The 24369-nt window shown below is 68.7% G+C and carries 25 protein-coding genes; 8 read left to right on the top strand and 17 right to left on the bottom strand.

Annotated features, from left to right (window positions below; all coding sequences use genetic code 11):
* Nucleotides 1-55: 55 nt before the first annotated feature.
* The 9 genes from EOD42_RS10450 to EOD42_RS10410 all read right to left on the bottom strand — a co-directional run bounded on the left by EOD42_RS10450 (nucleotide 56) and on the right by EOD42_RS10410 (nucleotide 9169).
* On the bottom strand, nucleotides 56-1225 hold the full coding sequence (locus EOD42_RS10450; RefSeq protein WP_127787467.1) for an acyl-CoA dehydrogenase family protein: 1170 nt from the start codon (nucleotides 1223-1225) through the stop codon (nucleotides 56-58).
* Nucleotides 1226-1227: 2 nt separating this feature from the next.
* Nucleotides 1228-1998, bottom strand: a complete 771-nt coding sequence (locus EOD42_RS10445) for an enoyl-CoA hydratase/isomerase family protein (protein ID WP_127787466.1) — start codon at nucleotides 1996-1998, stop codon at nucleotides 1228-1230.
* A complete protein-coding gene (locus tag EOD42_RS10440) occupies nucleotides 1998-3053 on the bottom strand; it encodes an acyl-CoA dehydrogenase family protein (RefSeq protein ID WP_127787465.1) in 1056 nt (351 codons plus the stop codon). Before EOD42_RS10440 ends, EOD42_RS10445 begins: the two co-directional genes overlap by 1 nt.
* Nucleotides 3050-3691: a 3-oxoacid CoA-transferase subunit B gene (locus EOD42_RS10435; RefSeq protein WP_127787464.1), complete on the bottom strand. Its 642-nt coding sequence runs from the start codon at nucleotides 3689-3691 to the stop codon at nucleotides 3050-3052. Before EOD42_RS10435 ends, EOD42_RS10440 begins: the two co-directional genes overlap by 4 nt.
* 56 nt (nucleotides 3692-3747) lie before the next feature.
* A complete protein-coding gene (locus EOD42_RS10430) occupies nucleotides 3748-4428 on the bottom strand; it encodes a 3-oxoacid CoA-transferase subunit A (protein WP_127787463.1) in 681 nt (226 codons plus the stop codon).
* A 42-nt stretch (nucleotides 4429-4470) separates the two neighbouring features.
* Entirely contained in the window at nucleotides 4471-5325 is an 855-nt protein-coding gene (locus EOD42_RS10425; protein ID WP_127787462.1) for a MaoC family dehydratase, read from the bottom strand.
* A complete protein-coding gene (locus tag EOD42_RS10420; protein ID WP_206020315.1) occupies nucleotides 5322-7415 on the bottom strand; it encodes an acetate--CoA ligase family protein in 2094 nt (697 codons plus the stop codon). Before EOD42_RS10420 ends, EOD42_RS10425 begins: the two co-directional genes overlap by 4 nt.
* Before the next feature lie 40 nt (nucleotides 7416-7455).
* Nucleotides 7456-8550: a M20/M25/M40 family metallo-hydrolase gene (locus EOD42_RS10415; protein ID WP_127787460.1), complete on the bottom strand. Its 1095-nt coding sequence runs from the start codon at nucleotides 8548-8550 to the stop codon at nucleotides 7456-7458.
* Nucleotides 8551-8704: 154 nt separating this feature from the next.
* Nucleotides 8705-9169, bottom strand: coding sequence for a hypothetical protein (locus EOD42_RS10410; protein ID WP_127787459.1), 465 nt, complete (start codon nucleotides 9167-9169; stop codon nucleotides 8705-8707).
* A gap of 232 nt (nucleotides 9170-9401) precedes the next feature.
* Here EOD42_RS10410 and EOD42_RS10405 point away from each other — a divergent pair, with 232 nt between their 5' ends.
* From EOD42_RS10405 to EOD42_RS10385, 5 genes are all read left to right on the top strand, one after another.
* A complete protein-coding gene (locus EOD42_RS10405) occupies nucleotides 9402-10529 on the top strand; it encodes a threonine synthase (RefSeq protein ID WP_127787458.1) in 1128 nt (375 codons plus the stop codon).
* Nucleotides 10526-12067 (top strand): M81 family metallopeptidase, encoded by a 1542-nt coding sequence (locus EOD42_RS10400; protein ID WP_127787457.1) that lies wholly within the window; start codon nucleotides 10526-10528, stop codon nucleotides 12065-12067. The genes EOD42_RS10405 and EOD42_RS10400 overlap by 4 nt, the downstream gene beginning before the upstream one ends.
* Complete coding sequence (locus EOD42_RS10395; protein WP_127787456.1) at nucleotides 12064-13158, top strand: alanine racemase; 1095 nt, start codon at nucleotides 12064-12066, stop codon at nucleotides 13156-13158. The genes EOD42_RS10400 and EOD42_RS10395 overlap by 4 nt, the downstream gene beginning before the upstream one ends.
* A 104-nt stretch (nucleotides 13159-13262) precedes the next feature.
* A complete protein-coding gene (locus EOD42_RS10390; protein ID WP_127787455.1) occupies nucleotides 13263-13664 on the top strand; it encodes a 4Fe-4S dicluster domain-containing protein in 402 nt (133 codons plus the stop codon).
* The gene (locus tag EOD42_RS10385) at nucleotides 13661-14479 is read left to right on the top strand and encodes a heterodisulfide reductase-related iron-sulfur binding cluster (protein WP_164867870.1); all 819 of its coding nucleotides are present in this window, start codon (nucleotides 13661-13663) and stop codon (nucleotides 14477-14479) included. The genes EOD42_RS10390 and EOD42_RS10385 overlap by 4 nt, the downstream gene beginning before the upstream one ends.
* Here EOD42_RS10385 and EOD42_RS10380 read toward each other — a convergent pair.
* The 4 genes from EOD42_RS10380 to EOD42_RS10365 all read right to left on the bottom strand — a co-directional run bounded on the left by EOD42_RS10380 (nucleotide 14476) and on the right by EOD42_RS10365 (nucleotide 17541).
* The gene (locus EOD42_RS10380; RefSeq protein ID WP_127787453.1) at nucleotides 14476-15111 is read right to left on the bottom strand and encodes a pyridoxamine 5'-phosphate oxidase family protein; all 636 of its coding nucleotides are present in this window, start codon (nucleotides 15109-15111) and stop codon (nucleotides 14476-14478) included. The two genes, EOD42_RS10385 and EOD42_RS10380, sit on opposite strands and share 4 nt — an antisense overlap.
* On the bottom strand, nucleotides 15111-16196 hold the full coding sequence (locus tag EOD42_RS10375; protein WP_127787452.1) for an Ldh family oxidoreductase: 1086 nt from the start codon (nucleotides 16194-16196) through the stop codon (nucleotides 15111-15113). Before EOD42_RS10375 ends, EOD42_RS10380 begins: the two co-directional genes overlap by 1 nt.
* Before the next feature lie 65 nt (nucleotides 16197-16261).
* Entirely contained in the window at nucleotides 16262-16855 is a 594-nt protein-coding gene (locus tag EOD42_RS10370) for a helix-turn-helix domain-containing protein (RefSeq protein WP_127787451.1), read from the bottom strand.
* 77 nt (nucleotides 16856-16932) lie between these two features.
* Nucleotides 16933-17541, bottom strand: a complete 609-nt coding sequence (locus EOD42_RS10365) for an FMN-dependent NADH-azoreductase (protein WP_127787450.1) — start codon at nucleotides 17539-17541, stop codon at nucleotides 16933-16935.
* Between the two features lie 115 nt (nucleotides 17542-17656).
* Between EOD42_RS10365 and EOD42_RS10360 the strand changes: the two genes are divergently transcribed.
* Complete coding sequence (locus EOD42_RS10360; RefSeq protein ID WP_127787449.1) at nucleotides 17657-18610, top strand: LysR family transcriptional regulator; 954 nt, start codon at nucleotides 17657-17659, stop codon at nucleotides 18608-18610.
* On the opposite strand, the gene EOD42_RS10355 is transcribed toward EOD42_RS10360, so the two are convergent.
* Genes EOD42_RS10355 through EOD42_RS10340 form a run of 4 tightly spaced genes read right to left on the bottom strand, consistent with a single transcriptional unit; the run spans nucleotide 18531 to nucleotide 22318 of the window.
* Complete coding sequence (locus EOD42_RS10355) at nucleotides 18531-19691, bottom strand: MFS transporter (protein WP_127787448.1); 1161 nt, start codon at nucleotides 19689-19691, stop codon at nucleotides 18531-18533. The two genes, EOD42_RS10360 and EOD42_RS10355, sit on opposite strands and share 80 nt — an antisense overlap.
* Nucleotides 19684-20448, bottom strand: a complete 765-nt coding sequence (locus tag EOD42_RS10350) for an NAD kinase (RefSeq protein WP_127787447.1) — start codon at nucleotides 20446-20448, stop codon at nucleotides 19684-19686. Before EOD42_RS10350 ends, EOD42_RS10355 begins: the two co-directional genes overlap by 8 nt.
* Nucleotides 20445-21284: a carbon-nitrogen hydrolase family protein gene (locus tag EOD42_RS10345; protein WP_127787446.1), complete on the bottom strand. Its 840-nt coding sequence runs from the start codon at nucleotides 21282-21284 to the stop codon at nucleotides 20445-20447. Before EOD42_RS10345 ends, EOD42_RS10350 begins: the two co-directional genes overlap by 4 nt.
* 59 nt (nucleotides 21285-21343) lie before the next feature.
* Complete coding sequence (locus EOD42_RS10340; RefSeq protein ID WP_127787445.1) at nucleotides 21344-22318, bottom strand: Bug family tripartite tricarboxylate transporter substrate binding protein; 975 nt, start codon at nucleotides 22316-22318, stop codon at nucleotides 21344-21346.
* Nucleotides 22319-22475: 157 nt separating this feature from the next.
* Here EOD42_RS10340 and EOD42_RS10335 point away from each other — a divergent pair, with 157 nt between their 5' ends.
* On the top strand, nucleotides 22476-23654 hold the full coding sequence (locus tag EOD42_RS10335) for an FAD-dependent oxidoreductase (RefSeq protein WP_127787785.1): 1179 nt from the start codon (nucleotides 22476-22478) through the stop codon (nucleotides 23652-23654).
* Nucleotides 23651-24271 carry an isochorismatase family protein gene (locus EOD42_RS10330; RefSeq protein WP_127787444.1) on the top strand — a complete coding sequence of 207 codons (621 nt, stop codon included), beginning with the start codon at nucleotides 23651-23653 and terminating at the stop codon, nucleotides 24269-24271. The genes EOD42_RS10335 and EOD42_RS10330 overlap by 4 nt, the downstream gene beginning before the upstream one ends.
* Nucleotides 24272-24369 lie beyond the last annotated feature (98 nt).

Below are 24369 nucleotides of genomic sequence, written 5' to 3'. Positions count from 1 at the left end.
AATTACAGGAGAGGCTAATGGGTTCTTCGAAAGTCATGCAATCAGGGGTGTGTGATTATCCAGGCAGGCCCAGCACATTCTTGGCGATGATGTTGCGCTGGATCTCGCTGGTGCCGCCGTAAATCGTGGTCGGCCGCGCCTGGATGTACAGGCCGGCCGGGTTCAGGTTCCGGTTGCCTTCCATCGGCTCCATCAGCCCGGCGTTTTCGGCGGAGATCGCCATCATCGTCTCGGTGATGCGCTGGAACAGCTCGGACTGCACGATCTTCAGCTGCGACACGTCGGCGCCGAGCGACTGCCCGCGCTTCAGCACCTCCACATAGCGGCCGTACAACGACTTCAGGTCCTCGAAATCGGTGCGCAGCTTGGCGTAGGTGCCGGCGAAGGACGGGTCGTCGAACACGCCCATCTTTTCCGCCAGCTGCTTCAGCCGCGTCAGCGCATAGGCCGACTGGCGGGGGCTGCCGAGGTAGATGCGCTCGAAGCTGAGCAGGGCCTTCGCCATGTCCCAGCCCTTATTGAGCTGGCCGACAAGGTTGGCCTTGGGCACCCGAACATTGTCGAAGAACACCTCGCAGAACTCGTCATGCATCTCGAGGTTGATGATGGGCCGCACCGTGATGCCCGGCGTGTTCATGTCCACCAGCAGGAAGGAGATGCCTTCCTGCTTCTTGGCCGTCGGGTCGGTGCGGACCAGCAGGAAGATCCAGTTGGCGTCCGACGCCAGCGTGGTCCAGATCTTCTGGCCGTTCACCACATACTCGTCGCCGTCCAGCACGGCGGAGGTGCGCAGGGACGCCAGGTCGGAACCGGAGTTGGGTTCCGAATAGCCCTGGCACCACACATGCTCACCGGACAGGATCTTGGGCAGGTAGTGCTTCTTCTGCTCCTCGGAGCCATAGCGGATCAGCAAGGGCCCCAGCATGATGATGCCGTGGTCGTTGCTGCGGGCGCAGCCCCAACGCTCCAGCTCCTCGGTGAAGATGATCTGCTTGATGGGGCCGAGGCCGAGGCCGCCATACTCGCGCGGCCAGCCCGGGCACAGCCAGCCCTTCTCGGCCAGCTTGAAGTACCAGGGGTTGTTTTCCTCCCAATGCAGGCGCTTGGGCGGGTTGCGCAGCTCGGGCGGGTAGTTCGCCTCGATCCAGCGGCGGACGACGAGGCGGAAGCTCTCATCATCCAGCGCGTTCAGGTCCTCGGGCTCGACGCCGGCGATCACGCTCATGCTCAAACCCCCTTGAACGCGGGTGCGCGCTTGCCGAGGAAGGCCTCGCGGCCCTCGTTGAAATCCTCGGTGGCGAACAACGCGGCCTGGAAGTGGCGCTCGGTCTCCAGCGCATCATGCAGGCCCTGGGCCAGCATCTGGCGGGTCAGCGCCATGGGCGTGGGCGCCTGCTCAGCCAGGAAGGCCGCGCGTTCCTGCGCCACGGCCAGGGCCTGGCCGGCCGGCACCACCTCATCCACCAGGTCGATGGCCAGTGCTTCGGCCGCGGTGAACTGCTTGTGGTACAGCAGCACCTGGCGGGCCTTCGCCACGCCGATGCGCTGCGGCAGGGTGAAGGGCAGGCCGAGATCCGCCATCAGACCGATCTTGCCGAAGCCGGCACCCAGCTTCGCGGTCTCGCTGGCGATCACGGTGTCGCTGATGCAGGCCAGCGACAGACCGGCGCCCACGCAATAGCCCTCGACCGCCGCCACCACCGGGAAGTTCCCGAAGGCGAGCGTCTGGATGAAGCGGTGGGTGCGGCGCATGCGGTCGCGCCCGGCCATCATGCCGCGCGCATCCATGCCGGAGATATCGCCGCCCGAGCAGAAATGCCCGCCGGCGCCGGTGATGACCACGGCGCGGGTGCCGTCCACGCTGGCGGCTTCCAGCGCCTCCTCGATCTCCTTGCGCAGCGGCATGGCCAGCGCGTTGCGGCGCGCGGGGTAATCCAGGGTCAGGGTCAGCACAGCGCCGTTCTTCTCGGCGACCACGCGCATCACGGGAGCATCCATCACGCGTCCTCCGTCTCGGGGCTGAGTTTCATGAAGCGGGCGCGATGCAGCGCGGCACCGCCGAACAGCGGGGCGAGGGTCATCGCCTTCCGCAGATAGAGACCCACATCGTAGTCGTCGGTGTAGCCGATGCCGCCCGAGAGCTGGACGCACATCTGGCCGACCGTCATCGAGGCCTCGCTGGCGCGGGCCTTGGCGCGGGAGACGAGGGCCGAGGCCGCATCGCCGGTCGCGCCATTGTCGATGCCCGCCGCCGCAGCCTCGACCGAGGCGCGGGTGAGGGCGATCTGCACCTTCACATCCACCGCCTTGTGCTGCAGCGCCTGGAAGGTGCCGATGATCTTGCCGAACTGCTGGCGGGTGTTGAGGTAGGCCAGCGTCATGGCGAAGGCTGCCTCCATGCCGCCCAGCAGATAGGCCGCCGTCGCCAGCGCCGCCTTGTCCAGCGCGGGGCCGGGGTTTGCCTGACCGACCGAACGGTAGGCGCCCGGGCGAAGCGTACCCAGGTTGCCGCCGTCATTGGTGGGCTCAGTCACCAGATCGGCCTCGGCCGCCGGCAGCACGCCCAGACCCGCCGTGGTCGGCACCAGGAAGTGGGTCGCGCCCGCCGCCATCGGGATGAAGCGCCGCGTGGCGCCGGCATCCAGGCTGGGGGTCAGCGTGCCGGCACGGTCCTGCCAGGCGGTCAGCACCACGGCCTCACCGGCCAGCAGCTGGCCCAGCAGCTCCGTCTCGCCGGCCTCGGCCAGCAGCAGGGCAGACAGGGTGGCGGGGATGATGGGTTCGGGCACCAGGCCACGGCCCAGCTCCTCGGCCAGCGTCACCAGCTCGATCATGCCCAGGCCCGAGCCGCCGGCGGCTTCGGGCACGGCCAGGCCGATCCAGCCCAGCTCCGCCATCTCTCGGTACGCATCGGCGGCGAAGCCGTGGGTGGTGAAGCGCAGCGCGCGGATGCGCGCGATGTCGGAGGCATGCCCGGCCGCGCTCTCGCGGATCATCCGCGCGGATTCGGCCTGGTCTTCGTTGTAGGGGGCGATCCCCGCCGCGCTGCTCATAGGGTGTGCAGCTTCGACGCGGACTGGGACTGGGCGTATTCCAGCGTGACGCCGGGGGCCAGGTCGACCACGATGAAGCCCGTGCCCTTCACCACGTCGAACACACCGAGGTTGGTGTAGACGCGGTTGACGGTGCCGAGCGCGGTCAGCGGATAGCCGCACTGGTCGACCAGCTTGGGGCGACCGTCCTTGGTGGTGTGGTCCATGATGACCCACAGGCGCTTGGCGCCCGCGCCCAGGTCCATGGCGCCGCCCACGGCCGGGGCCGTGTCGTTCTCGCTGGTGGCCCAGTTCGCCAGGTCGCCATTCGCCGCGACCTCGAAGCCGCCCAGCACGCACAGGTCGATGTGCCCGCCGCGGATCATCGCGAAGCTGTCGGAGTGATGCACGTAGGAGCCACCGGGCCGCAGCGTGACCATCGCCTTGCCGGCGTTGATCAGCCAGGGGTTGGCCTCATTGGCATTGGGGGCGGGGCCCATACCGATCACGCCGTTCTCGGACTGGAAGATCACCTCGCGGTCGAGGGGGACGTGGTCGGCGATCGCGGTCGGCATACCGATGCCGAGGTTCACGACCCAGCCTTCCGGAATGTCCTGGGCGGCGCGGGCCGCCATCTGGGGGCGGGAAAAAGGCTGCATTGGTTATTTCCTCCGTCGATAGAGGTTAGGGGCGCGGGGCGCCCCGGTCCACATCATCAAACCCAGGGCGCGCCGCGGTCCACCTGCAGCACGCGGTTCACATAGACGCCCGGCGTCACGATCTTCTCGGGGTCCAGCGTGCCCAGTTCACCGATGTGCTGCACCTGCGCGATGGTCAGCGTCGCGGCCATGGCCATCACCGGATTGAAGTTCCGGCCGCTGTCCTTGTAGATCAGGTTGCCCCAGCGATCGGCCTCCCAGGCCTCGATCAGCGCCACATCGGCCGGCAGGGAGCGTTCCATGATGTATTCGCGGCCGTCGAACTCACGCGCTTCCTTGCCGCGGGCCAGCAGCGTGCCGGCGCCCGTCGCGGTGAAGAAGGCGGGGATGCCGGCGCCGGCGGCGCGCATGCGCTCGGCCATCGTGCCCTGGGGCACGATCTCCAGCTCGATCTTGCCGGCCTTGTACAGCTCCTCGAACACGACGGACCCGGCGCTGCGCGGGAAGGAGCAGATGATCTTCCGCACCCGGCCGAGTTCCATCAGCCGCGCCAGGCCCACATGGCCGGTGCCTGCATTGTTGGCCACGCAGGTCAGGTCCTTGGCGCCCTGCTCGATCAGCCCCTCGATCAGCGCATCGGGCTGGCCGACTGAGCCGAAACCGCCGATCAGCACGGTGGAGCCATCCTTGATGCCCTCCATCGCCTCGGCCATGCTCTGCACGATCTTATTGATCATTAAGACGCTATTCCCTTCATTTCCCGCCCAGCATAACCCGCTTCAGGCAAAGCGGAACTTCCCGTTGGAGACGACGACGATGTCGCGCTCCACCACCCGCGTGCGGAAGGCGGCCCCGCCCTCCTCGTTCCAGATTTCCGTCCGCAGCGTCTCACCCGGATAGACCGGGGAGGAGAAGCGGCAATCCATGCTGCCGAAGCGCGTGACGTCATAGTCGCACAGGCCGCGCATCAGCGCGTGGCAGACCACGCCGAAGCTGGCGAGCCCGTGCAGGATGGGCTGCTTGAAGCCCGCCTTGGCGGCCACGTCGGGGTCCATGTGCAGCGGGTTGAAATCTCCGTTCAGGCGATAGACCAGCGCCTGTTCCGGGCGGGTGGGCAGTTCCACCGAGAGGTCGGGCGCGCGGTCGGGCTCCGGGTGCGGCTTGGGGGCCGGGCCCGGGTCGCCGTTGAAGCCGCCGTCACCGCGCGCGAAGGTGGACATGGAGAGCGTGGCCAGCTTCTCGCCGGTCGCGGCATCCTTCACCACGCGCTCGGAATAGATGATGGCGCCCTTGCCGGCGCCGCGGTCGATGATGCGGGTGACGCGGCTGGTGCCGATCACCTCGCCATTGGTGGGCAGCGGCTTGTGCAGGGTCAGCGACTGTTCGCCATGCACCACCTTCACCCAATCGACGCCCGTGGCGGGGTTCTGCACCCAGAAGCCGGGATAGCCCAGCACCACCGCCATGCTGGGCATGGCCACCAGGTTGCGTTCGTCCAGGAAGGGCAGCTGGGCCTTGTCCATCGGGTCCTGGCCCAGCCCGATGGAGAAGTTGTACAGCGCGATATCCTGCCAGCGCAGCGTCTGGCGGATTTCCGGGATGGGGTAGGCCAGCAGGCTCTGCGGGTCGATCACGGCGTGATCTCCAGCACGGCGTCGGCGGCATAGGCGGCGTCAGGCAGGGCGAACACCGGGTTGATGTCCACGCTGGCCAGCTTCGGCCCGGCGGCCGCCGCGAAGGCCGAGAGGTTGGACAACGCCGTGCTGAGTGCCTTGAGGTCCGCCTTGGGCCGGCCGCGCGCGCCGTCGAGCAGCGCGAAGCCTTTCAGGGAGCGGATCATCTCCTCCGCCTCGGCCGGGCTGAAGGGGCAGCGGCGGAAGGCCACGTCCTTCAGCACCTCGATGAAGATGCCGCCGAGGCCCACCATCGCCACCGGCCCGAAGACCGGGTCGTTGACGATGCCGAAGGCCATCTCGGTGCCGCCCTTGATCTGCTTGGCGACCAGCACGCCCTCGATGCGGGCGTTCGGCGCATGTTCCTTGGCGCGCTTCAGCAGCAGCTCGAAGCCCTCGCGCACGCCATGCGCGTCCTCCACATTCAGCAGCACGCCGCCGATCTCGGACTTATGCAGGATATCGGGCGAGAGGATCTTCAGCACCACCGGATAGCCCATGGCCTCCGCCGCATCGACGGCGACATGCACCTCGGCGCAGGCGTATTCGGGCACGGCCGGCACGCCGGCCTGGGCCAGGATCCGCTTGGCCTCGGCCTCGCTGGGGGTGCTGTCGGGCAGTTCGACCTTGGGCAGCGCAACCGCCGAGCAGGGCCTGGCGGCGAAGGCCTTGCCGAAATATTCCATGGCGTGCAGCGCCACCACCGCGCGCGTCGGGTCCTCGAACACCAGGAAGCCGTCATCCTGGTATTCGCGCACCATCTCGGGCGGGGCGATGACCGACAGGCACCACAGCCGGTCAGGGTGCTGGGCCTTCACCTTGTTCATCTCGGCGCGGATGTGCGGCGCCATCATCCTGCTGCCGCCGGTCTGGGTGAAGAAGCCCAGGATGGAGCTGTAGCCGCCATTCACCACCAGGCTTTCGGCAAAGGTGCCGATCAGCGCGGGCTGGTTCACCACCTGGGCCGTGCAGTCCACCGGGTTGCGCGGCGCGCAGAAGGAAATGTGGCCCTTCAGCACCTTCTGCGCTTCCTCAGGCATCGGCGGCATGGCGAAGCCCAGCGCCTCGGCGGCATCCGAGATCAGAACGCCCGCCCCGCCCGAGACGGTCAGCACGCCCAGCGTGTTCTGCACCGGATAGACCCGCCGCGTGGCGGCATAGGCGACATCGAGCGCGTGTTCGGTGCTGGTGGCGCGCAGCACGCCGAATTCGCGCAGCACCGCGTCCGTCACGGCATCGTCGCCGGCGATGGAGGCGGTGTGGGATTTCGCGGCCTCGCCACCCAATTCGCTGCGGCCGACCTTCATCATCACGATCGGCTTGCGGTTGGCGCGCGCCAGCTCCAGCGCGGCCAGGAACTTCTCGCGCTCCCGGATCCCTTCCGCGTAGGCCAGGATCACGTCCACCTCGGGCGCCTGGGCCATCCAGCCCAGCACGTCGCCGAGCGCCACATCGGCCTCATTGCCGGTGGTGACACAGACCGGCGTGCCGAGGCCGCGGTTGCGCGCGACCGAGAACACATGGGTGCCATAGGCGCCCGACTGGCTGGCGATGCCGATGCGGCCCTTCAGCGGCCAGCCGCCGTCGAAGGCCGAGGAGAAGATGGGGTAGAAGCCGATATCCGCGTTGAACAGGCCCAGGCAGTTCGGCCCCAGCAGGCGCATGCCGTATTTGCGGGTGACGGCGACCAGCTCCTCCTGCCGGCGGGCACCGTCCTCGTCCATCTCGGCGTAACCGGCGGTGAACATGATGACGCCCTTGGTGCCCTTGCGGCCCAGCGCCTCGACCGAGGACAGCACCGCATCGCCCGCCACCGCGATCAGGCCCACATCCGGGGTTTCCGGCAGGGCGTCCACATCCGTGTAGGCCTTCAGGCCCTGGATGGTGTCGCGCTTGGGGTTCACCGGCAGGATGGTGCCCTGGAAATTCTGCGACTTCATGTAGGCGATGGGCCGCCCACCGATACGCGTCGCGTCGTCCGAGGCGCCGACGATGGCGATGGAGCGCGGACGGACCAGGGGATCCAGCGAGGCGAAGGCATTGGTGTTCATGACGTTTCCCATCTTCACCGCCCCCGCCCCGTTCGGGGTTTCAGGCAGCGGTGAGCAAACGTTTGTATAAATCCACCGCGCGCGCAAGATCACTCAGCGAAACATGCTCGTGCGGGGTGTGGGCGGTGGCGATGGAGCCGGGGCCCAGGATCACACACGGGGCCAACGCCTGAAGCTCACTCGCATCGGTGCCGAAGGGCACGGTGATGGCCTGCTGGCCGGTGGCCTCCACGCATTGGCGGATCAGCGGATGGTCGGCCGGCAGCTCGGGCGGCTTGCCCTCCAGCGCCCAGGACAGCGCCATGCCGGCACGGTCGGCGGCGGCCTGCACCAGGTCGATGATCGGCTGCGGGTCGATGCGGTGGGAGTAGCGGAACTTGATCAGCGCGGTCGCCTTCGCGACCGTGACGTTCACCGCCGTGCCGTGATTGTCCAGCACCAGGTTGAAGTCGCTGAAGGGCGGGTCATAGGCGGTGTCCTGCAAGGAGGTGTCCGTGCGCAGGCGGGTGAAGATGTCCTTCATCTCGGCCAGGAAGGGGATCATCGCCCAGTTGGCGTTGGTGCCCTTGCCGGTGGAGGAATGGGCCTGCACGCCCTCGGCCACCGCGGTGAAGGCGACATGGGCGCGATGGCCGCGCACGGGAACAAGCTCCGTCGGCTCCGCGACGATGATGCCCTTGAGGCCGAGCGAGCGGGCATAGGCATTGGCCGCGACGGCGCGGGCACCAGCCTTGGTGGATTCCTCGTCGGTGGTGATCAGCAGGGTGACGGGGGTCTCGGGCGGGCATTCGCGGGCTGCGATGACGCAGGCGGCGATCGGGCCCTTCATGTCCACGCTGCCCAGGCCATGCAGGATGCCGTTGGCGTCGATGGCGCCAGACCAGGGGTCGGCGGTCCAGCCGGTCTCGGGCACCGTGTCCATGTGGCCGGACAGCGCCAGGCCACCGGGCGGCCCGCGATGGGCGATGAGGCAACGCTTCTGGATGCCGGCAGGGTCTGTGTAGTCCAGGCGCTCGATGTGGAAGCCGGGGAGCTCGGCCTCCAGCCGGTCCGCGACGGGGAGGTTGGAGAGGCGGCTGCGGCTGTCGATGCGGACGAGGGCCTGGGCGAGGTCGGGGAGGGTGGTTACCGGCATGGGCGGTAGGCTGGGGCGGATGTGGGGGTTTGGGAATGGGGTATGGGCGGATTTCCCCAGGGGCCTTGCCCCTGGACCCCAGTCAGGGGCGCCGCCCCTGACGACCCCGCCAGGACCGTAGCGGTCCTGGACCTCATTCTTTGCCTAACGTTGCTTAGGATTCCGGCGGCTCGGGCGGGAGCTCGGCAGCTTCGACTGCATGGGGGTTGCCGAAAACCGCGCCCCAGTCCTGATCTTCATCATACTGCCTGTCCTCGCGGTAGAACGACCAGAAGGTAGAACCGGTTTTTCGGTTCTTCGTCCTTGTCTTCGAGGCGACATGGATGCTGTCAGCCACGACGAATTCAGGTCTTTCCATTCCCTTCAAATTAACAAGAACATAGACATGTGAGGTCGATTTTACTGAAATGGCGTGTTTACCAACCAACCAATATTTCGCGATTTTTGAATTCGTTTTGACCTGGACCGACCAAGCTTTTTTACACATTTGATCCGTGACCAACAGGTCGGCGCCTGCAGCGCTCCGCGATGTTGGGGACACAATGAACCCGCGCCTAGAAAGCTCGGCTGCAACCAGAAAAACGCCCTGCATACCGGTCATCATCGCAGCTGTAGGCAAGCAAAGCCTCCTCGAAATTCCGCTCTAGCTGGATCGCTTGCGGAGATCATAGCGCGGCTTTCCCTATCGACCACCGCTAGAGCACGGTTTCCAAAGGCCTCCCGGCCTTTGGCGGGTTCCAAGGGCAGCGCCCTTGGTAGGGGCACGGGGGCAACGCCCCTGCCTTCGCGCCGCCGTACATTCCCCGTCGAGGGCTTGCCTCCCCCCCGCCCCCAAGCGACTGTCTCCCCCCATGAGCCAGACCGCCTATCTCGACCCCTTCACCGGCCAGACCTGGCCGCTCGCCACCCCGCGCTGGTGTGGTGACGACCGCCAGCCTTTGCTGCTGACGGACCTGCCCGGCATGTCCCGCGACGACATCGACCGTTCCAAGCGCAGCATCTGGCGCTATGCCGCCGCCCTGCCCTTCATCCCCGACGCGCCGATCTCGTTGGGTGAGGGCTGCACGCCGCTGCTGGAAATGCCGCTGGCCGGCGGCACCGCGCTGCTGAAGTGCGAATGGTTCATGCCCACCGGTTCCTTCAAGGACCGTGGTGCCTCCATCATGCTGTCCCTGCTGCGCGCCCAGGGCATCGACCATGTGCTGGAGGACAGTTCGGGCAATGGCGGCGCCGCCGTCAGCGCCTATGCCGCCGCCGGCGGCATGCGCTCCAAGATCATGGTCCCGGCCTATACTTCCCCCGCCAAGACGGTGCAGGCCCGCGCGGTGGGGGCGGAGATCGAGCTGGTCCCCGGCACCCGCCAGGACTGTGCGGAGGCCGCGGAGGCCGAGGCCGCGAACATCTTCTACGCCAGCCACAACTGGCAGCCCTTCTTCCTGCACGGCACCAAGACGCTGGCCTATGAGCTGTGGGAGGATCTGGGTTTCGTCGCGCCCGACAACGTCATCGTGCCCTGCGGCGCGGGCTCCAACGTGCTGGGCTGCTACATCGGCTTTTCGGAGCTGCTGCGGGCCGGCCAGATCAGCAAGCTGCCGCGCATCTTTGCCGCCCAGCCGGAAAACTGCGGCCCGATCGGGCGCGCGGAACTCGGCCTGCCGGAGGCCGAGGCGGTGCCGACCATCGCGGAGGGCACGGCCATCGCCAAGCCCCTGCGCCAGCGCGAGTGCATCCAGGCGATGCGTGAATCCGGCGGCGGCGCGGTGCTGCTGACCGAGGATGAGATCAAGGACGCCGCCCTGATGCTGGCAAGCCGCGGCGTCTATGTGGAACCCACCTGCGCCCAGGCGGCCTCCGCCTTCGGCCGCCTGCTGGCCGCCGGCAAGATCGCGGGCAACGAGAAGACCGTGGTGGTGCTGACCGGCACCGGCCTGAAGGCCACCCAGCGCTACGCCGAATTCGTGGGGCTCGACATCGCATGACCACGCCGCGCATCGCCCTGCTAGGCTTCTCCATCGAGTGCAACCGCTGGGCGCCCGTCGCCCGGATGCACGATTTCACCAACCGCTGCCTGCTGCGCGGCGAGGAGATCGTGACGGACGGCCGCGCCGCCTCCTCCCGCGCGCTGGGGGAAATGCCGGGCTTCGTCACCACCATGGACGCGACCGGCCCCTGGGAACCCCGCCCGATCATGCTGGCGATGTCCGAGCCCTGGGGCCCGGTGGCGCGCGACGTGTTCGAGGGCTTCATGGCCGAATGGCGCGCGGGGCTCGAACCCCTGCGGGGCCAGGTGGAGGGCGTCTATGCCGTTCTCCACGGCGCGGGCCTGGCCGAGCACCTGCACGACCCCGAAGGCGCGCTGCAGGCCCTGGTGCGGGAGATTTTGGGCGATGTGCCCTTCATCTGCAGCTATGACCTGCACGGCAACATCAGCGCGGAGAATGTCGCGCTGAACGACGCCTTCGTCGGCTACCGCACCAACCCGCATCTGGACATGCGGGAACGTGGCGCTGAATCAGCCCAGCTGATGCGCCGCCTGCTGGCGGGCGAGAAATTCGTGCGCGCGCATCGCCGCCTGCCCATCATCGCGCCCACCGTGTCGATGCTGACGGCCCAGGGGCCGTATGCGGAGGTGATCAACCTGGGCCAGGAGCGCGCGGCGGCGGACAGCCGCATCGTGAACGTCTCGGTCATGGGCGGCTTCGCCTATGGCGACACGCCGTTCAACGGCATGACGGCGGTGGTGACGGCGACCGACCAGGGCGCGGCCGAGGCCCTGGCGCAGGAACTGGCCGAGGCCGCCTGGGCGCGGCGCGACCGTTTCGTGGCCCGCCTGACCTCGATCGAGGAAGCCACCCAGCGCGCGCTGACCAGCCCCGTCCCGCTCGCCTTCGCCGATGTGGCGGACAACCCCGGCGGCGGCGGGCGCGGCAACACCATGGAAATCCTGCGCGCCTTCCACGCGGCGGGCGTGCAGGGTGCGGTGTTCGGCGTGATCAACGACGCGCGCCTGGCTGCCGAGGCGCATGCGCTGGGCAAGGGCGCCCGCTTCCGCGCCGTGTTCAACCAGGGCGGCCTGGACGAATTCAGCCATGAATTCGCCGCCGATGCCGAGGTGGTGGCGCTGTCGGACGGCCAGGTGACCGGCCGGCGCGGCATCTATGGCGGCACGGTGATGCAGCTGGGCAAGACCGCGCGGCTGCGGCTTGTGTCCGATCCGCCGCAGGCGGTGAATCGGCCACACGATGTTCGCGGGATCGAGGTCGTGGTGATCTCCGAGCGCACGCAATGCGCGGACCCGGCCTTCCTGGAACACCTGGGCATTGATATCAGCACGCTGCGCGCCGTCGTGGTGAAAAGCCGTGGCCATTTCCGCGGCGGCTTCGACGAATTCTTCCAGCACGAGCAGATCGTGGAGGTGGATGGACCGGGCCTGACCTCGCCCATCCTGACGCGCTTCAATTGGAAGCACGTGCCCCGCCCGTCCCTGCCCATCGATACGGAGGCCTCCTGGCCGTGACCACCCTGAATGACCTTGAGACCCCCTGCTTGGTGCTGGATCTGTCCGTCCTGAAGCGCAACCTGAAGCTGATGACGGACGCCCTGGCGCGCCACCCCGGCGTGGTGCTGCGCCCCCACATGAAGACGGCCAAAAGCCGGGACGTGGCGATGCTGGCGGCCCCGAATTTCGGCCCCATCACCGTCTCGACCCTGGCGGAGGCCAAGTACTTCGCCGATGCCGGCTGGATCGACCAGATCTACGCCGTGGGCATCACCCCGCAGAAGCTGGAACGCGTGGCCGCGATGAACGAGGCCGGCGCGCGCATCAAGGTCATCACCGACGACGTGGAAATGGCCGAGAAGATCGCGGCCCACCCCGGCCAGCTCGCCGCGCTGGTCGAGGTGGACAGCGGTGAGCATCGCGGCGGCACCGTGCCCGAGGGCGCGATGACCGTGGCCCGCGCGCTGGGCAAGAAGATGCTCGGCACCTTCACCCATGGCGGGCATTCCTACCTCGGCCGCAGCCAGGCGCAGATGGAGGAAGTGGCCGAGGCGGAACGCAAGTCGGTCGCCGACACCGCCCAGGCCATGCGCGATGCCGGGCTGAAGGCCAAGATCGTGTCCATGGGCTCCTCGCCCACCGCGCTCTACGCGAAAAGCCTGGAGGGCATCACCGAGGTCCGCGCCGGCGTCTATATGTTCGGCGACCTGTTCCAGGGCCAGATCGGCACCCACCCGCTGGACGATATCGCCGTGACGGTGCTGGCGAGCGTGGTGGGCAAGCGCCCCGATCGCGGCACCGTGCTGCTGGATGCGGGCGCGATGGCCATGAGCAAGGACCGCAGCACCGAAGCCGCGCCGAAGGATTTCGGCTTCGGCCGGCTGCTCGATATCGATGGCAAGCCGAGCTTCGGCGATGCCATCATGCGCCGTGCCTATCAGGAACATGGCGAGGTGGCGGTTCCCGGCAACCCGGTCTTCCATATCGGTGACAAGGTGCGCGTCGCGCCGAACCACACCTGCATGACGGTCGCCGCCCACACGCATTATCATGTGGTGGACGGCAGCCAGGAAGTGATTGCAGTCTGGGACCGGGTCAACCACTGGTGATTGGCGCCTGATCCGCGAAGGCGTTCACGCCGAAGCGGTGAAGCACCCGCCCGGCAACGCCAGCCCCCAGCCCCCCGCCCCCAGCCACCGAAAGGCAGCAAGGGATGTACGCCAACTGGTCAGAACTGCGGGAGAAGGAGACGGCGGGCATGCTCGCCGCCTGCACCCGCTGCGGCGCCTGCTACGACGCCTGCCCGATGACCCCGCATATCCCCGCCGCCCAGGGCGTGGCGCCATCCGCCATTGTGGCCGGCGTGCTGGACCTGTTGCAGGGCGGGGCGGGCGATGCGGCGTCCCAGGGCTGGGTCTCCGCCTGCACCCGCACCGGCAGCTGCATCCCGGCCTGCCCGGAGGGGGTGAACCCCACCCTGATGCTGCGCCTGGCGAAGTTCCGCGCGCAGGAAAACGGCACCATGCCGCCGCGCGACGCCAGCCGTGCCATGCCCACCGTGAAGGCCTTCGCGCGGCTGGGCTTCACCGCTGAGGAACAGGAGAAATGGCTGTGACCGACGCGCTCTTCTGGTACGGCTGCAACATGACGCGCCATGCGGAGATCATCCGCATCTCGGCGCATCTGCTGGAATGCGCGGGCGTGCCGGCAGCCCCTGTCGGCGGCCCCGGCGCCTGCTGCGGCAGCCCCAAGGAAAGCCAGCCCCGCGTGGCAGAGGGCATGGCCCGCCGCACCATGTCGAGCTTCAACGACAGCGGGGCCAAGCAGGTCATCACCTGGTGCCCGACCTGCCACATGAACCTCGACGATTTCATGGGCGCCACCCAGGAACCCCGCTTCGGCCACGCCCATGTAACGGAGGCCCTGTGGGACCGCCGCGCCGCCCTGGCCCCGGTGCTGACGCGCCCCGTCACAGGCCGGGTTCTGGTCGATACCCATGTCGGCTTCAACGACCGCGCCCCGGTGAATGAGGCCGTGCACGGCCTGCTGCGCCTGGTGCCGGGGCTTGAGGTGCTGGAGCATCCCTATCGCGGCGCCAGCTACATGTGCTTCGGCCTGGCCGGCGTGCCGGGAGCCCTGCCCGCCCATCTGGAACGGCTGGTCGCCGCCGCGCGAGAGGTCGAGGCCGACACCATCGTCAGCATCTTCCACTCCTGCCACCGGGAGCTGGTGGCGCTGGAAAAGACCCATGGCTTCAAGGTGCGCAACTGGGCCCATATCCTGGGCGAAAGCGCCGGCCTGCCGCATGGCGACGAATACAAGGACTGGCGCAACGCGGCCGACCCCGCGGCCCTGATCGGCGCCGAGCGGATCGAGGCCGCGGGCGCCGATGCGGTGGCCAAATACGTGCTGCCGGAGCTGAACCGCTAAGGGCGTTTCCAGCCCTTCGCATAATCGGGCGTCGCGGTTCCCGGTTTCAGCGCGGGGCACGGCCGTGGCTCGCCCGCCACCAGCTTCAGCGGCACCACCCCGGCCCAGAGGTCCAGCGCCTGGTCCTCCTCCGGGTCCACCACCCCCACGTCGCGGATCTTGGCCGAGGCCTCCTCGATCGGGAAACGAAGGAACAGCGTCGCGTTCAGCTCCTGCGGCTTGGCCGGGCGCACCTGGTGGCCGGGGATGATGGCCTCCACGAAGCGGTAGACCAGGCGGTTCTTCTCGGCCGGGTCGTCGATCACCTCGCCATGGGCGAAGATCACCACGCTGCGGTAATCCATGCTCATCCCGAAGCCGGAGCGGCCGGCCACGATGCTGTCCACCAGCGTGACCGTGATGCAGGCGGCAGCACCTGCGGCGATGGTGGTCAGCAGCCGGTTCTTCGGGCTGCCGTGCAGATAGACCCAGTCGCCCTCCCGCACGATCGTGGTCGGGATGACGAAGGGCTCGCCATCCACCACCACGCCCACATGGCACAGCAGCGCCTCGTCCAGGATGGCGTCGATGGTGGCGCGGTCGTAGTGGCCGCGCTCGGGGCGGCGGCGGACCCTGGTGCGTTCCGTGGGCATCAGCGCGCCTGGTTCTGGTGCGTCAGGTGGTCGCCCTCATAGGCCTGGCGTTCCTTGATCGCCTGGCCGGCGGCGTAGGACAGGATGGTCTCATGCAGCACCTTGGGCACCTTCACGCCGAACTCGGCGCTGCGGGCGCGCGCCTCGTAGCGGCGGTCGGCCGGCAGGCGGGCGCCGGTCTGGCCGGTGATGCGTTCGAACAGCATTTCCGCATGGGCCAGCTGCGCTTTCCGGTCGCCGCCGGGCAGGAATTTCGCCGGGTCCATGGCGATCACCAGCTCACCGCCGCAGGGCGCGCCGGTATTGGCGGTGTCGCGCGCGCCGGCCTCGAAGCTCAGCACGTCGCCCAGCAGCGGGCCGGCCAGCAGCTCCACCATCATGGCGATGTTGCTGCCCTTGAAGCCGCCGAAGGGCAGCTGCGCGCCGGCCAGGGCTTCCTTCGGGTCGTTGGTCGGCTGGCCGTCGGGGCCGATGGCCCAGCCATCCGGCAGCGTCTTGCCGTCGCGCAGGCGGATCTGGATCTCGCCCCGTGCCGATGCCGAGGAAGCCTGGTCGAACACCACCGGCGGCAACCCGTCTCGCGGCCAGGAAAACGCCATCGGGTTGGTGCCGTAGAGCGGCCTGGTGCCGCCGGCCGGCGCCACATAAGGCGCGGCGGCGACGAAGGCGAAGCCCACCAGCCCGCGCTGGGCCAGGCGCTCCACCTCCGGCCACAGCGCCGCGACATTCAGCGCGTTGACCACCGACAGCGCCGCGATGCCGTGTTCCTGTGCCAGCTCGGCCAGGGGCGCATCGCCCGCCTCCAGCGCGAGGGGGGAGAAGGAATAGCCCGCATCCACCCGGATGACGGAGGGCGCCAGCCGCGTCAGCACCGGCTCGATGCTGGGGCTCGCCTGACCGGACCACAGGCCGTTCATGTAGAAGGGCATGCGGAACAGGCCGTGATGGCGGCACTCGTCGCGCTCGGCCATGGTCACGGTGTTGGCGATGGCGGTCGCGTGGTTGTCGGCGAAGCCCTGCTGCAGCAGCGCGGCCTTGGCGAGCGCATGCACCTCATCGACGGAAAGGGTGACGGTCTCGCTCATGCGGCAATGCCCCCGGTGTGGTTGCACCGAAGGTTAATCAGATTTGCATCACATGCAATATCGATTTACGGCTGGTGCACAGCGCCCGGGGGGGTCACGACCATCAGAAGCCGCGCCGGCACCGTGCCGATGTTGCGGCCCATATGCGGCCGGTCGCCCAGCAGATGCACGCAGTCGCCGGGGGCCAGCACCAGCACATCCTCACCGATGCGGAATTCCAGGCTGCCTTCCAGCAGGTACAGGATCTCCTCCCCCTCATGCTCCAGCAGCGTGGCGGAGGGGTCGGTGGTGACGGGAAATTCCAGCAGGAAGGCAGAGAGCCTGGGCTGCGGCAGATCGCCGGAAAGCCAATGGAAACGGTAGCCCGCGGCCTGGATCTGCTCGGCCGCCGCGCGCGCGTTCAGCCGCGATACGGCATAGCCCTGGGGTGCCTGGGGAACCTCATCCTCGAACAGGTCGCGCAGGGGCATCGCCAGCCGCTGCGCCACCGCGATCAGGTTGGCTATGGAGGGCGTCGCCTCCCCGCGCTCGACGCGGGAGAGGAAGGCGGCGGACAGCCCGGCCTGATCGCCGAGCTGTTGCAGGGTCAGGCCCGCGGCAGCCCGCGCGGCACGAAGCCGCGCGCCGATCTGCCGTGCCACCAGCCGGGCCTGGTCCATCCTGTTGCCTCACCTGCAAAACCGGCACCAGGGGTAGGCCGGTTTTGCCCGTGCGGCAAGCAGGCCCAGGTGGCCCTTCAGGCGGCCAGCTTCAGCGCCTCGGCATGGGCGGCTTCCAGCGCGCGGGCGCGCTGCTCGGGGCCCACCGCCACGCCCTCGGCGCGGACGAACTGCACATCCGTGATGCCGAAGAAGGCGAACACGGCCTTCAGATAGCTCTCGGCGTGCTCCATCGAGGCCGCAGGGGTATCCGCGCCGTAGAAGCCGCCGCGCGAGGAAGCCACGATCACCTTCTTGCCGCCGGCCAGGCCCTCGGGACCGTTGGCGGTGTAGCGGAAGGTCTTGCCGGCCACCGCAACGCGGTCGATCCAGGTCTTCAGCTGGCTCGGCACCGAGAAGTTATACATGGGCGCGCCCACCACCACGATGTCTGCGGCCAGGAACTCCTCCAGCATCGCGCCGCCCAGGCCCACATCGGCCAGCAGCGCCGCGTCTTCGGACGGGTTGCCCTGGAACACGGCCAGATGCGCGCCGGACAGATGGCCCGCCGGGGCGGCGGCCAGGTCGCGGTAGGTGACGTTCAGGTTGGGGTGGCGGGCCTTTTCGGCGGCCACGATGGCGGCGGTCAGCTCGCGGCTGACGGAGCCACCGGCGAGGATGCTGGAGTCGAGGTGCAGCAGGTTCATGGGTCTGGTCCTTGGTCTCTCTATGCCCGGGTCGGGCTGTTGGGACGGACCCTATGCCTGGGTGCCTTTTCCGAAAATCAGGATAATATAGAAACCCAAGTTCAGGATTTCTGAAATGTCGGAACCGGGCACCCCGACGCTCGACCAGTTGAGCATCTTCCTCGCGGTGGTGGAGGAAGGCGGCTTCGCGGCCGCCGCCCGCCGGCTCGGGCGCGCCACATCGGCCATCACCTATGCCATCGACAATCTGGAAGCCCAGCTGGGCCTGCCGCTGTTCGACCGCGTGACGACCCGCCGCCCTGCCCTGACCCAGCCAGGCCAGGCCGTGCTGGCCGAGGCGCGCGCCATCGCCCGCGACGTGGACATGCTGCGCGCCCGGGTGAAAGGCCTGACGGAGGGGCTGGAGGCCGAGGTCTCATTGGTCGTGACCGTGGTGCTGCCCATGGAGCAGCTGGTGGGCGTGCTGCAGGGCTTCCAGGCGGCGTTCCCCACCGTGCCGCTGCGCCTGCACATGGAGGCGCTGGGCGCCGTGCCGCAGCTGGTGCTGAACCGCACCGCCACGCTGGGCCTGGCCGGGCCCATCCACATGCAGCCGCCAGGGCTGACCAGCATCGCGGCGGGCACGGTGCAGATGATCCCGGTGGCGGCCCCCTGCCACCCGCTGGCCCTGGGTCCGAATGCACCTGGCGCCGCCGCCAGCCACACCCAGCTGGTACTGACCGACCGCTCCCCGCTGACCGAGGGCCATGACTTCGCGGTGCTGGCCCCGCGCAGCTGGCGCCTGGCCGATCTCGGCGCCAAGCACGCGCTGCTGAAGGCGGGGCTGGGCTGGGGCGGCATGCCGGAACCGGCGGTGCGGGAGGACATCGCGGCCGGCCGCCTCGTGCGGCTGGACCTGCCGGACTGGCAGGCCATTCCCTATGGCTTCCAGATCATCCACCGCACCGACACGCCGCCCGGGCCCGCCGCGCGCTGGCTGATCGCGCGTTTCAGGGGGCGCGACGATCCCGCTGCGCGAACAGGAATGCCGCCAGCGCCGCCACCGCCAGGCCCAGCAACAGGGGCATGACCGGCTCATACCCGCCCGAGGCCTGCCAGATGGCCGCGATCACGGCGGGGGCCAGGGCGCGCGGCAGCACGGTGCTGGCCGTCAGCGCGCCGGATATGGCGCCATAGCCCTCACGCCCCAGCAGCTCGGCCGGGGCCGCGGCGCGCACGATGGTCAGCAGACCGTCCGCCATGGCCCAGAACAGCACGAAGCCCATCATCAGCAGCATCTCGGCCGGCGACAGCCACAGCCAGCCCAGCGCCACCGGCAGGCAGGCGCAGGCGAAGATGCCCACCCGCAACACCTGCACGCGGGTGCCCAGCACGAACAGCACCGCGCGCGCCGCCACCTGAAAGGGCCCCTGCAGCGCCACCAGCGTGACGGCGGAGGCATTGTCCAACCCCTTCTCCCGCAGCATCAGCACCAGGTGGGAACCGAGCCCGGTGCCGATGAAGGCATGCGCGCAGAGGCACAGCGCAAGCCCGATGAAGGCGGGCCTGCGGATGACGGGGCCGAGGGGGATCGGTGCGGGGCGCTCCTTGGTGGCCGGGCGCGTGTCGCGCAGGGCCAGCAGCGCCAGCGGCACCGGCATGGCCTGCAGCGCCGCCAGCGCCAGCAGCGTGCCGCGCCAGCCGAGCCATGCCTCCAGACCCGCGATCATCGGCAGGAACACGGTGCCGGTGAAGCCGGTGATGAAGGTCAGGGTGGTGATGGCACGCACCGGTTCCCTCGCCTGGGTCACCATCACGGCCATGGCCGCCCCCCACAGGGCGAAGGCATGGGCCAGGCCCATCACCAGCCACAGGGCGAAGAAGGCGGGCAGCCAGGTAATCTGGCTCCAGACCGCCAGCAGCACGGCGCCCGCCAGCCCGCCCCAGGCGAGCGAGAGCCGCCCGCCCGCGCGGTCGATCAGCCGCCCCACCGGCACCGCCGCCAGCCCCGAGACCAGCAACCCCAGCGTGAAGGCCATGTTCATCGAGGCACGCGACCAGCCGAGATCGGCCTCCATCGGCGCCACCATCAGCTGGAAGGGGATGAACATGGTGCCCCAGCCGGTGAACTGGGTGGCGGCGATGACCAGGATCAGCCGCAGGTCACCCAACAAACTGCTCCGCGATGATGCGTTCCGACAGGTTGGTGTCGGGGTCGAACAGCAGGGTGATGTTCACGCCCGTGTCCTGGCGCACCTCCACCCGGCGCACGTCGCGCACCTCGGTATAGTCGGCGGTGGCGGAAACGGGGCGCTTGATGGGGTCCAGCACCTCGATCACCACCCGCGCCTCGGCCGGCAGCAGGGCGCCGCGCCAGCGCCGGGGGCGAAACGCCGAGATCGGCGTCAGCGGCAGCAGGTTGGCCGAAAGCGGCACGATGGGCCCATGGGCCGAGAGGTTATAGGCCGTGCTGCCGGCCGGCGTGGCCACCAGCACGCCGTCGCAGGCCAACTCCGCCAGGCGTTCCTTGCCGTCCACCAGGATGCGCAGCTTGGCGGTCTGGCGGGTTTCGCGCAGCAGCGACACCTCGTTGATCGCGAGCGCCGCATGGGTGGCGGTGGAGGTGTGGGCGCGCATGCGCAGGGGGAACAGGTTGACCGCCTGCGCCACCCGCAGCCGGTCCACCAGATCCTCCTCGCGGTAGGAGTTCATCAGGAAGCCCACGCTGCCCAGGTTCATGCCGAACACCGGCAGATTGCGGCTGAGGAAGCGGTGCTGGGTTTCCAGCATGAAGCCGTCACCGCCCAGGGCCACCAGATGGGTGGCCTGCTCGGGCGGGGTGTCGCCATACAGCTGCACCAGCCGCGCGCGGGCGGCCTGCGCCACATCCGTGCCGGCGGCCAGGATGGCGATGCGCGGTTCGGTCACAGGGTGACGCGCCTCGCCGCGCGGTGCTCCAGAATGGGCATGTCACGCCGGACGCGGGTGGTGATGGCGCGGTCCATCCGCGCCGTGGCCCAGCCCTTTCCGTCGCTGGCCTTGGCCACGACATGGCCCCAGGGGTCCGCCACCAGGGAATGGCCATAGACCGAGCGCGTGGCCCCGCGCTCCTCGTAGCTGCCCCAGGAGGCAGCGGCCGCGATCCAGCACTGGGTCTCGATCGCGCGGGCGCGCAGCAGGGCCTCCCAGTGGTCCTTGCCGGTCTGCAAAGTGAAGTTGCTGGGCACGAAGATCACCTCGGCGCCGCGCTCGCGCAGCGTGGCGTACAGCTCACCGAAGCGCATGTCGTAGCAGATGGTCAGCCCCAGCGTGACGCCGCCGACCTGGCAGGTCACGATCTGGTCGCCCGCGCCATACAGCGCGCTCTCGCGGTATCCGGTGCCGTCGGGGCCCGTGATGTCGAACAGGTGGATCTTGCGATAGCGCGCGATCTCGGTGCCGGTCGCGTCGAACACCACCGTGGTGTTGAACAGCTTCTCCGGCCCCTTCTCGATGATGCTGCCGCCATGCACCGCGATGCCGGCGCCGATCGCGATCTCGCGCATCATCTCATAGGCCGCGCCGCCGGTGCCGCCGGGCTCGGGCAGCACCTCCGCCGCGGCCTCACGCGATTCGCGCCCGCCGCCGAGGTTGGTCCAGGTCTCGGGCAGGGAGACGATGTCAGGGCGGTCGGAGGCCACCGCTGCCTCGATCAGGCGGCGCGCCTGGTCGAGGTTGGCCTGCTTCTCGCTGCCCTGGTTCATCTGGATCACGCTGACGCGCATGTCGCTGCTCCCGCTGCGGGACGCATCAAGCGCGATTGCGCGTGGCGCGGCAAGCCGGGCTAGCTGCGTTCCACACCCGCCGCCCGCACGATCGGCCCCCACTTCGCTTCCTCGGTCCGCATGAAGGCCTGGTAGGCGTCGGGCCCGGCGGGCCAGGGGTCGGCGCCGAATTCGCGGATGCGCTGCGCCACCGCCGGGTCATTCAGCGCCCGGCCCACCGCCTCGCTCAACCGGTCGATCACGGGGCGCGGCGTGGCGGCGGGCGCGGCCAGCCCGTACCAGGAGGACACGTCGAAATCCGGCACGCCCGCTTCCTGCATGGTGGGTACATCGGGCATCTGGCTCCAGCGGCGGGCGGGGCTGACGGCCAGCGCCTTCAGCATGCCGGCGCGCACCTGCTGGGCGCTGGCAGGCGCGTTGTCGATGCTGAACAGCACCTCTCCGGTCAGCACCGCCTGCATGCTGGGCGCGGTGCCGCGATAGGGCACATGCGTCACCTCCATGCGCATGCGCTGCCCGAACAGCACCCCGCCCAGATGCGAGGAGGTGCCCACGCCCGCCGAGCTGAAGGTCGCCTCACGCGGGTGGGCACGGATGTAGGCCACCAGGTCCTGCACGGTGTTGAAACCGCGTTGCGGCTGCACGATCAGCCAGTTCGCCATGGTGGCGATGCGCGCCACCCCCTGCAGGTCCCGGTTCGGCTCGAACCCCGCCCGCCGGTGCAGATGCGGGCCGATGCCGTTGCTGGCGATGTGATTGACCAGGAAGTTGTAGCCGTCGGCGGGGGCGGCGGCGCAGATTTCGGCGGCCAGCATGCCGCCGGCACCCGGCCGGTTGTCCAGCCAGAAGCTGTGGGCCAGCCCTTCCTTCAGGTTAGGCTCCATGCAGCGCATCAGGATGTCGCTGGCCCCGCCCGGGGCGCCGCCCACGAGCACGCGCCAGGGTTTGTCCGGCCAGTTGCTTTGCGCAGTTGCAGCAAATGCCGTGCAAAACACGGCAGGCGCGGCCAAGGCCACGCGGCGCGTGATCGTCATGCGTATTCCTCCCTGAACCTAGCTTGCCCAAGGTGACGGCACGGATGCAAGGTTTCGCGCCAGGGCGCGCAAGCGTTTGACCGAATCGGGCAGGCCGGGGGGCTTATTCATGCCATGCCGGGTGCCATACACCGTCGCCGGAAGTTGGGAGTACGAGATGGCTCATGTGCTGGTGGTGGGTGCGGGACCCGCCGGAATGATCACCGCCTGCTGCCTGGCCGATGCCGGCATCAAGGTCACGATCCTGGAGCAGTCGCCGGACCTGCCGGACGACCTGCGCGCCAGCACGTTTCATCCGCCCACGCTGGACATGCTCGAACGCTTCGGCGTGACGGACAAGCTGATCGGCATGGGCCTCGTCTGCCCGCAATGGCAGGTGCGCGACCGTGAGAAGGGCGTGATCGCCACCTTCGACCTGGGCGTGCTGAAGAACGACACCAACCACCCCTACCGCCTGCAATGCGAGCAGTGGCGCCTGACCCGCCTGCTGCGCGACCGCCTGGCCACCAACCCCGACGTCGCCTTCCGCTATGACGCGAAGGTGGAGGGCGTGACCCAGGACGCGGACAGCGTGACCGCCACCATCTCCACCGGGGAGACCTTCACGGGCGACTATCTGGTGGGCAGCGACGGCGCGCGCAGCGCGGTGCGCCGCGCCATGGGCATCGCCTTCGACGGCATCACCATCCCCGAAGTGTTCCTGACGCTCTCCACCACCTACAAGTTCCATGAGGCGATCCCGGACCTCGCCAACATCTCCTACATCAGCGACCCGCAGGAATGGTTCGTGCTGCTGCGCAACCTGACCCTGTGGCGCCTGCTGCTGCCGACCGATGCCGGTGAGCCCGAGGACGTCATGATGTCCGAGAAGCGCATCCAGGAGCGCATGCAGGGCGTGCTGCCCACGGGCGTTCCCTATGAGATCAAGCACCGCACCGCCTACCGCGTGCATGAGCGCGTGGCCGACAACTACATCAAGGGCCGCGTGGCGCTGGTGGGCGACGCCGCCCATGTGAACAACCCGCTGGGCGGGATGGGCATGAACGGCGGCGCGCATGACGCCTTCAACCTGGGCGACAAGCTGGTGGCCATCCTGAAGGGCGCCGACCCCGCGCTGCTCGACCGCTATGAGCGCCAGCGCCGCAAGGTGGCGCTGGAGGTCGTGCAGCAGCAGGCGCTGCGCAACCGCCAGACCATGAACATGCGCGACCCCGCGGCCCGCGAGGCGCATTTCGACACCCTGCGCGACACGGTGGCGAGCACCGAGAAGCACCGCGCCTTCCTGCTGCGCGGCAGCCTGATCCAATCCCTGCGCGACCTGGAGGAAGTGGCATGAGCGAGCACCCCGAAGTCGCCATCTACAAGGCCCAGGGCATGGGCGCTTCCTCGGGCTTCGGCGCGAAGGTGGCGCTGGTGATCGTGGATTTCGTCGTGGGCTTCACCGACCCCGCGCATTTCGGCGGCGGCAATATCGGCGACGCCATCGAGGCCACCGTGCCCCTGCTGGCCCATGCCCGCGCCAAGGGCTGGCCCATCGCCCATACCCGCGTGGTCTACGCCGATGACGGGTCCGATGCCGGCGTCTTCACCCTGAAATCCCCCGGCCTGCTGAAACTGACCGAGACCTCCGAACTCTCGCAGATCGTGCCCGAGCTGACGCCCGCGCCCGGTGAGCTGGTGGTGCGCAAGCGCGGCGCCAGCGCCTTCTTCGACACGCCGCTGCAGGGCTTCCTGCGCTTCCACGGCGCGGACACGCTGGTGATCACGGGGTGCACCACCTCGGGCTGCGTGCGCGCGACGGTGCTGGATTCGATGCAGAACGACTTCCGCACCATCGTGGCGGTGGATTGCGTGGGCGACCGCGCCCTGGCCCCGCATGAGGCCAACCTGTTCGACATGGGGCAGAAATACGCTGACCTGATGACGAGCCAGGAGATCATGGCCAAGGCGTGAGGAAGGATCTTCTTTTTCTGTAGAAAAAGAAGCAAAAAGGCTTTTGTGAGTTATAGCAATATCCGATCATATCCAACGATATGATCGGATTTATTTAT

Origin of the sequence: Rhodovarius crocodyli, assembly GCF_004005855.1 — a bacterium.
In the GTDB taxonomy this organism is placed as follows: domain Bacteria; phylum Pseudomonadota; class Alphaproteobacteria; order Acetobacterales; family Acetobacteraceae; genus Rhodovarius; species Rhodovarius crocodyli.
Note: the sequence above shows the minus strand (reverse complement) of the source record. Positions and strands in the feature narration are given on the sequence as shown.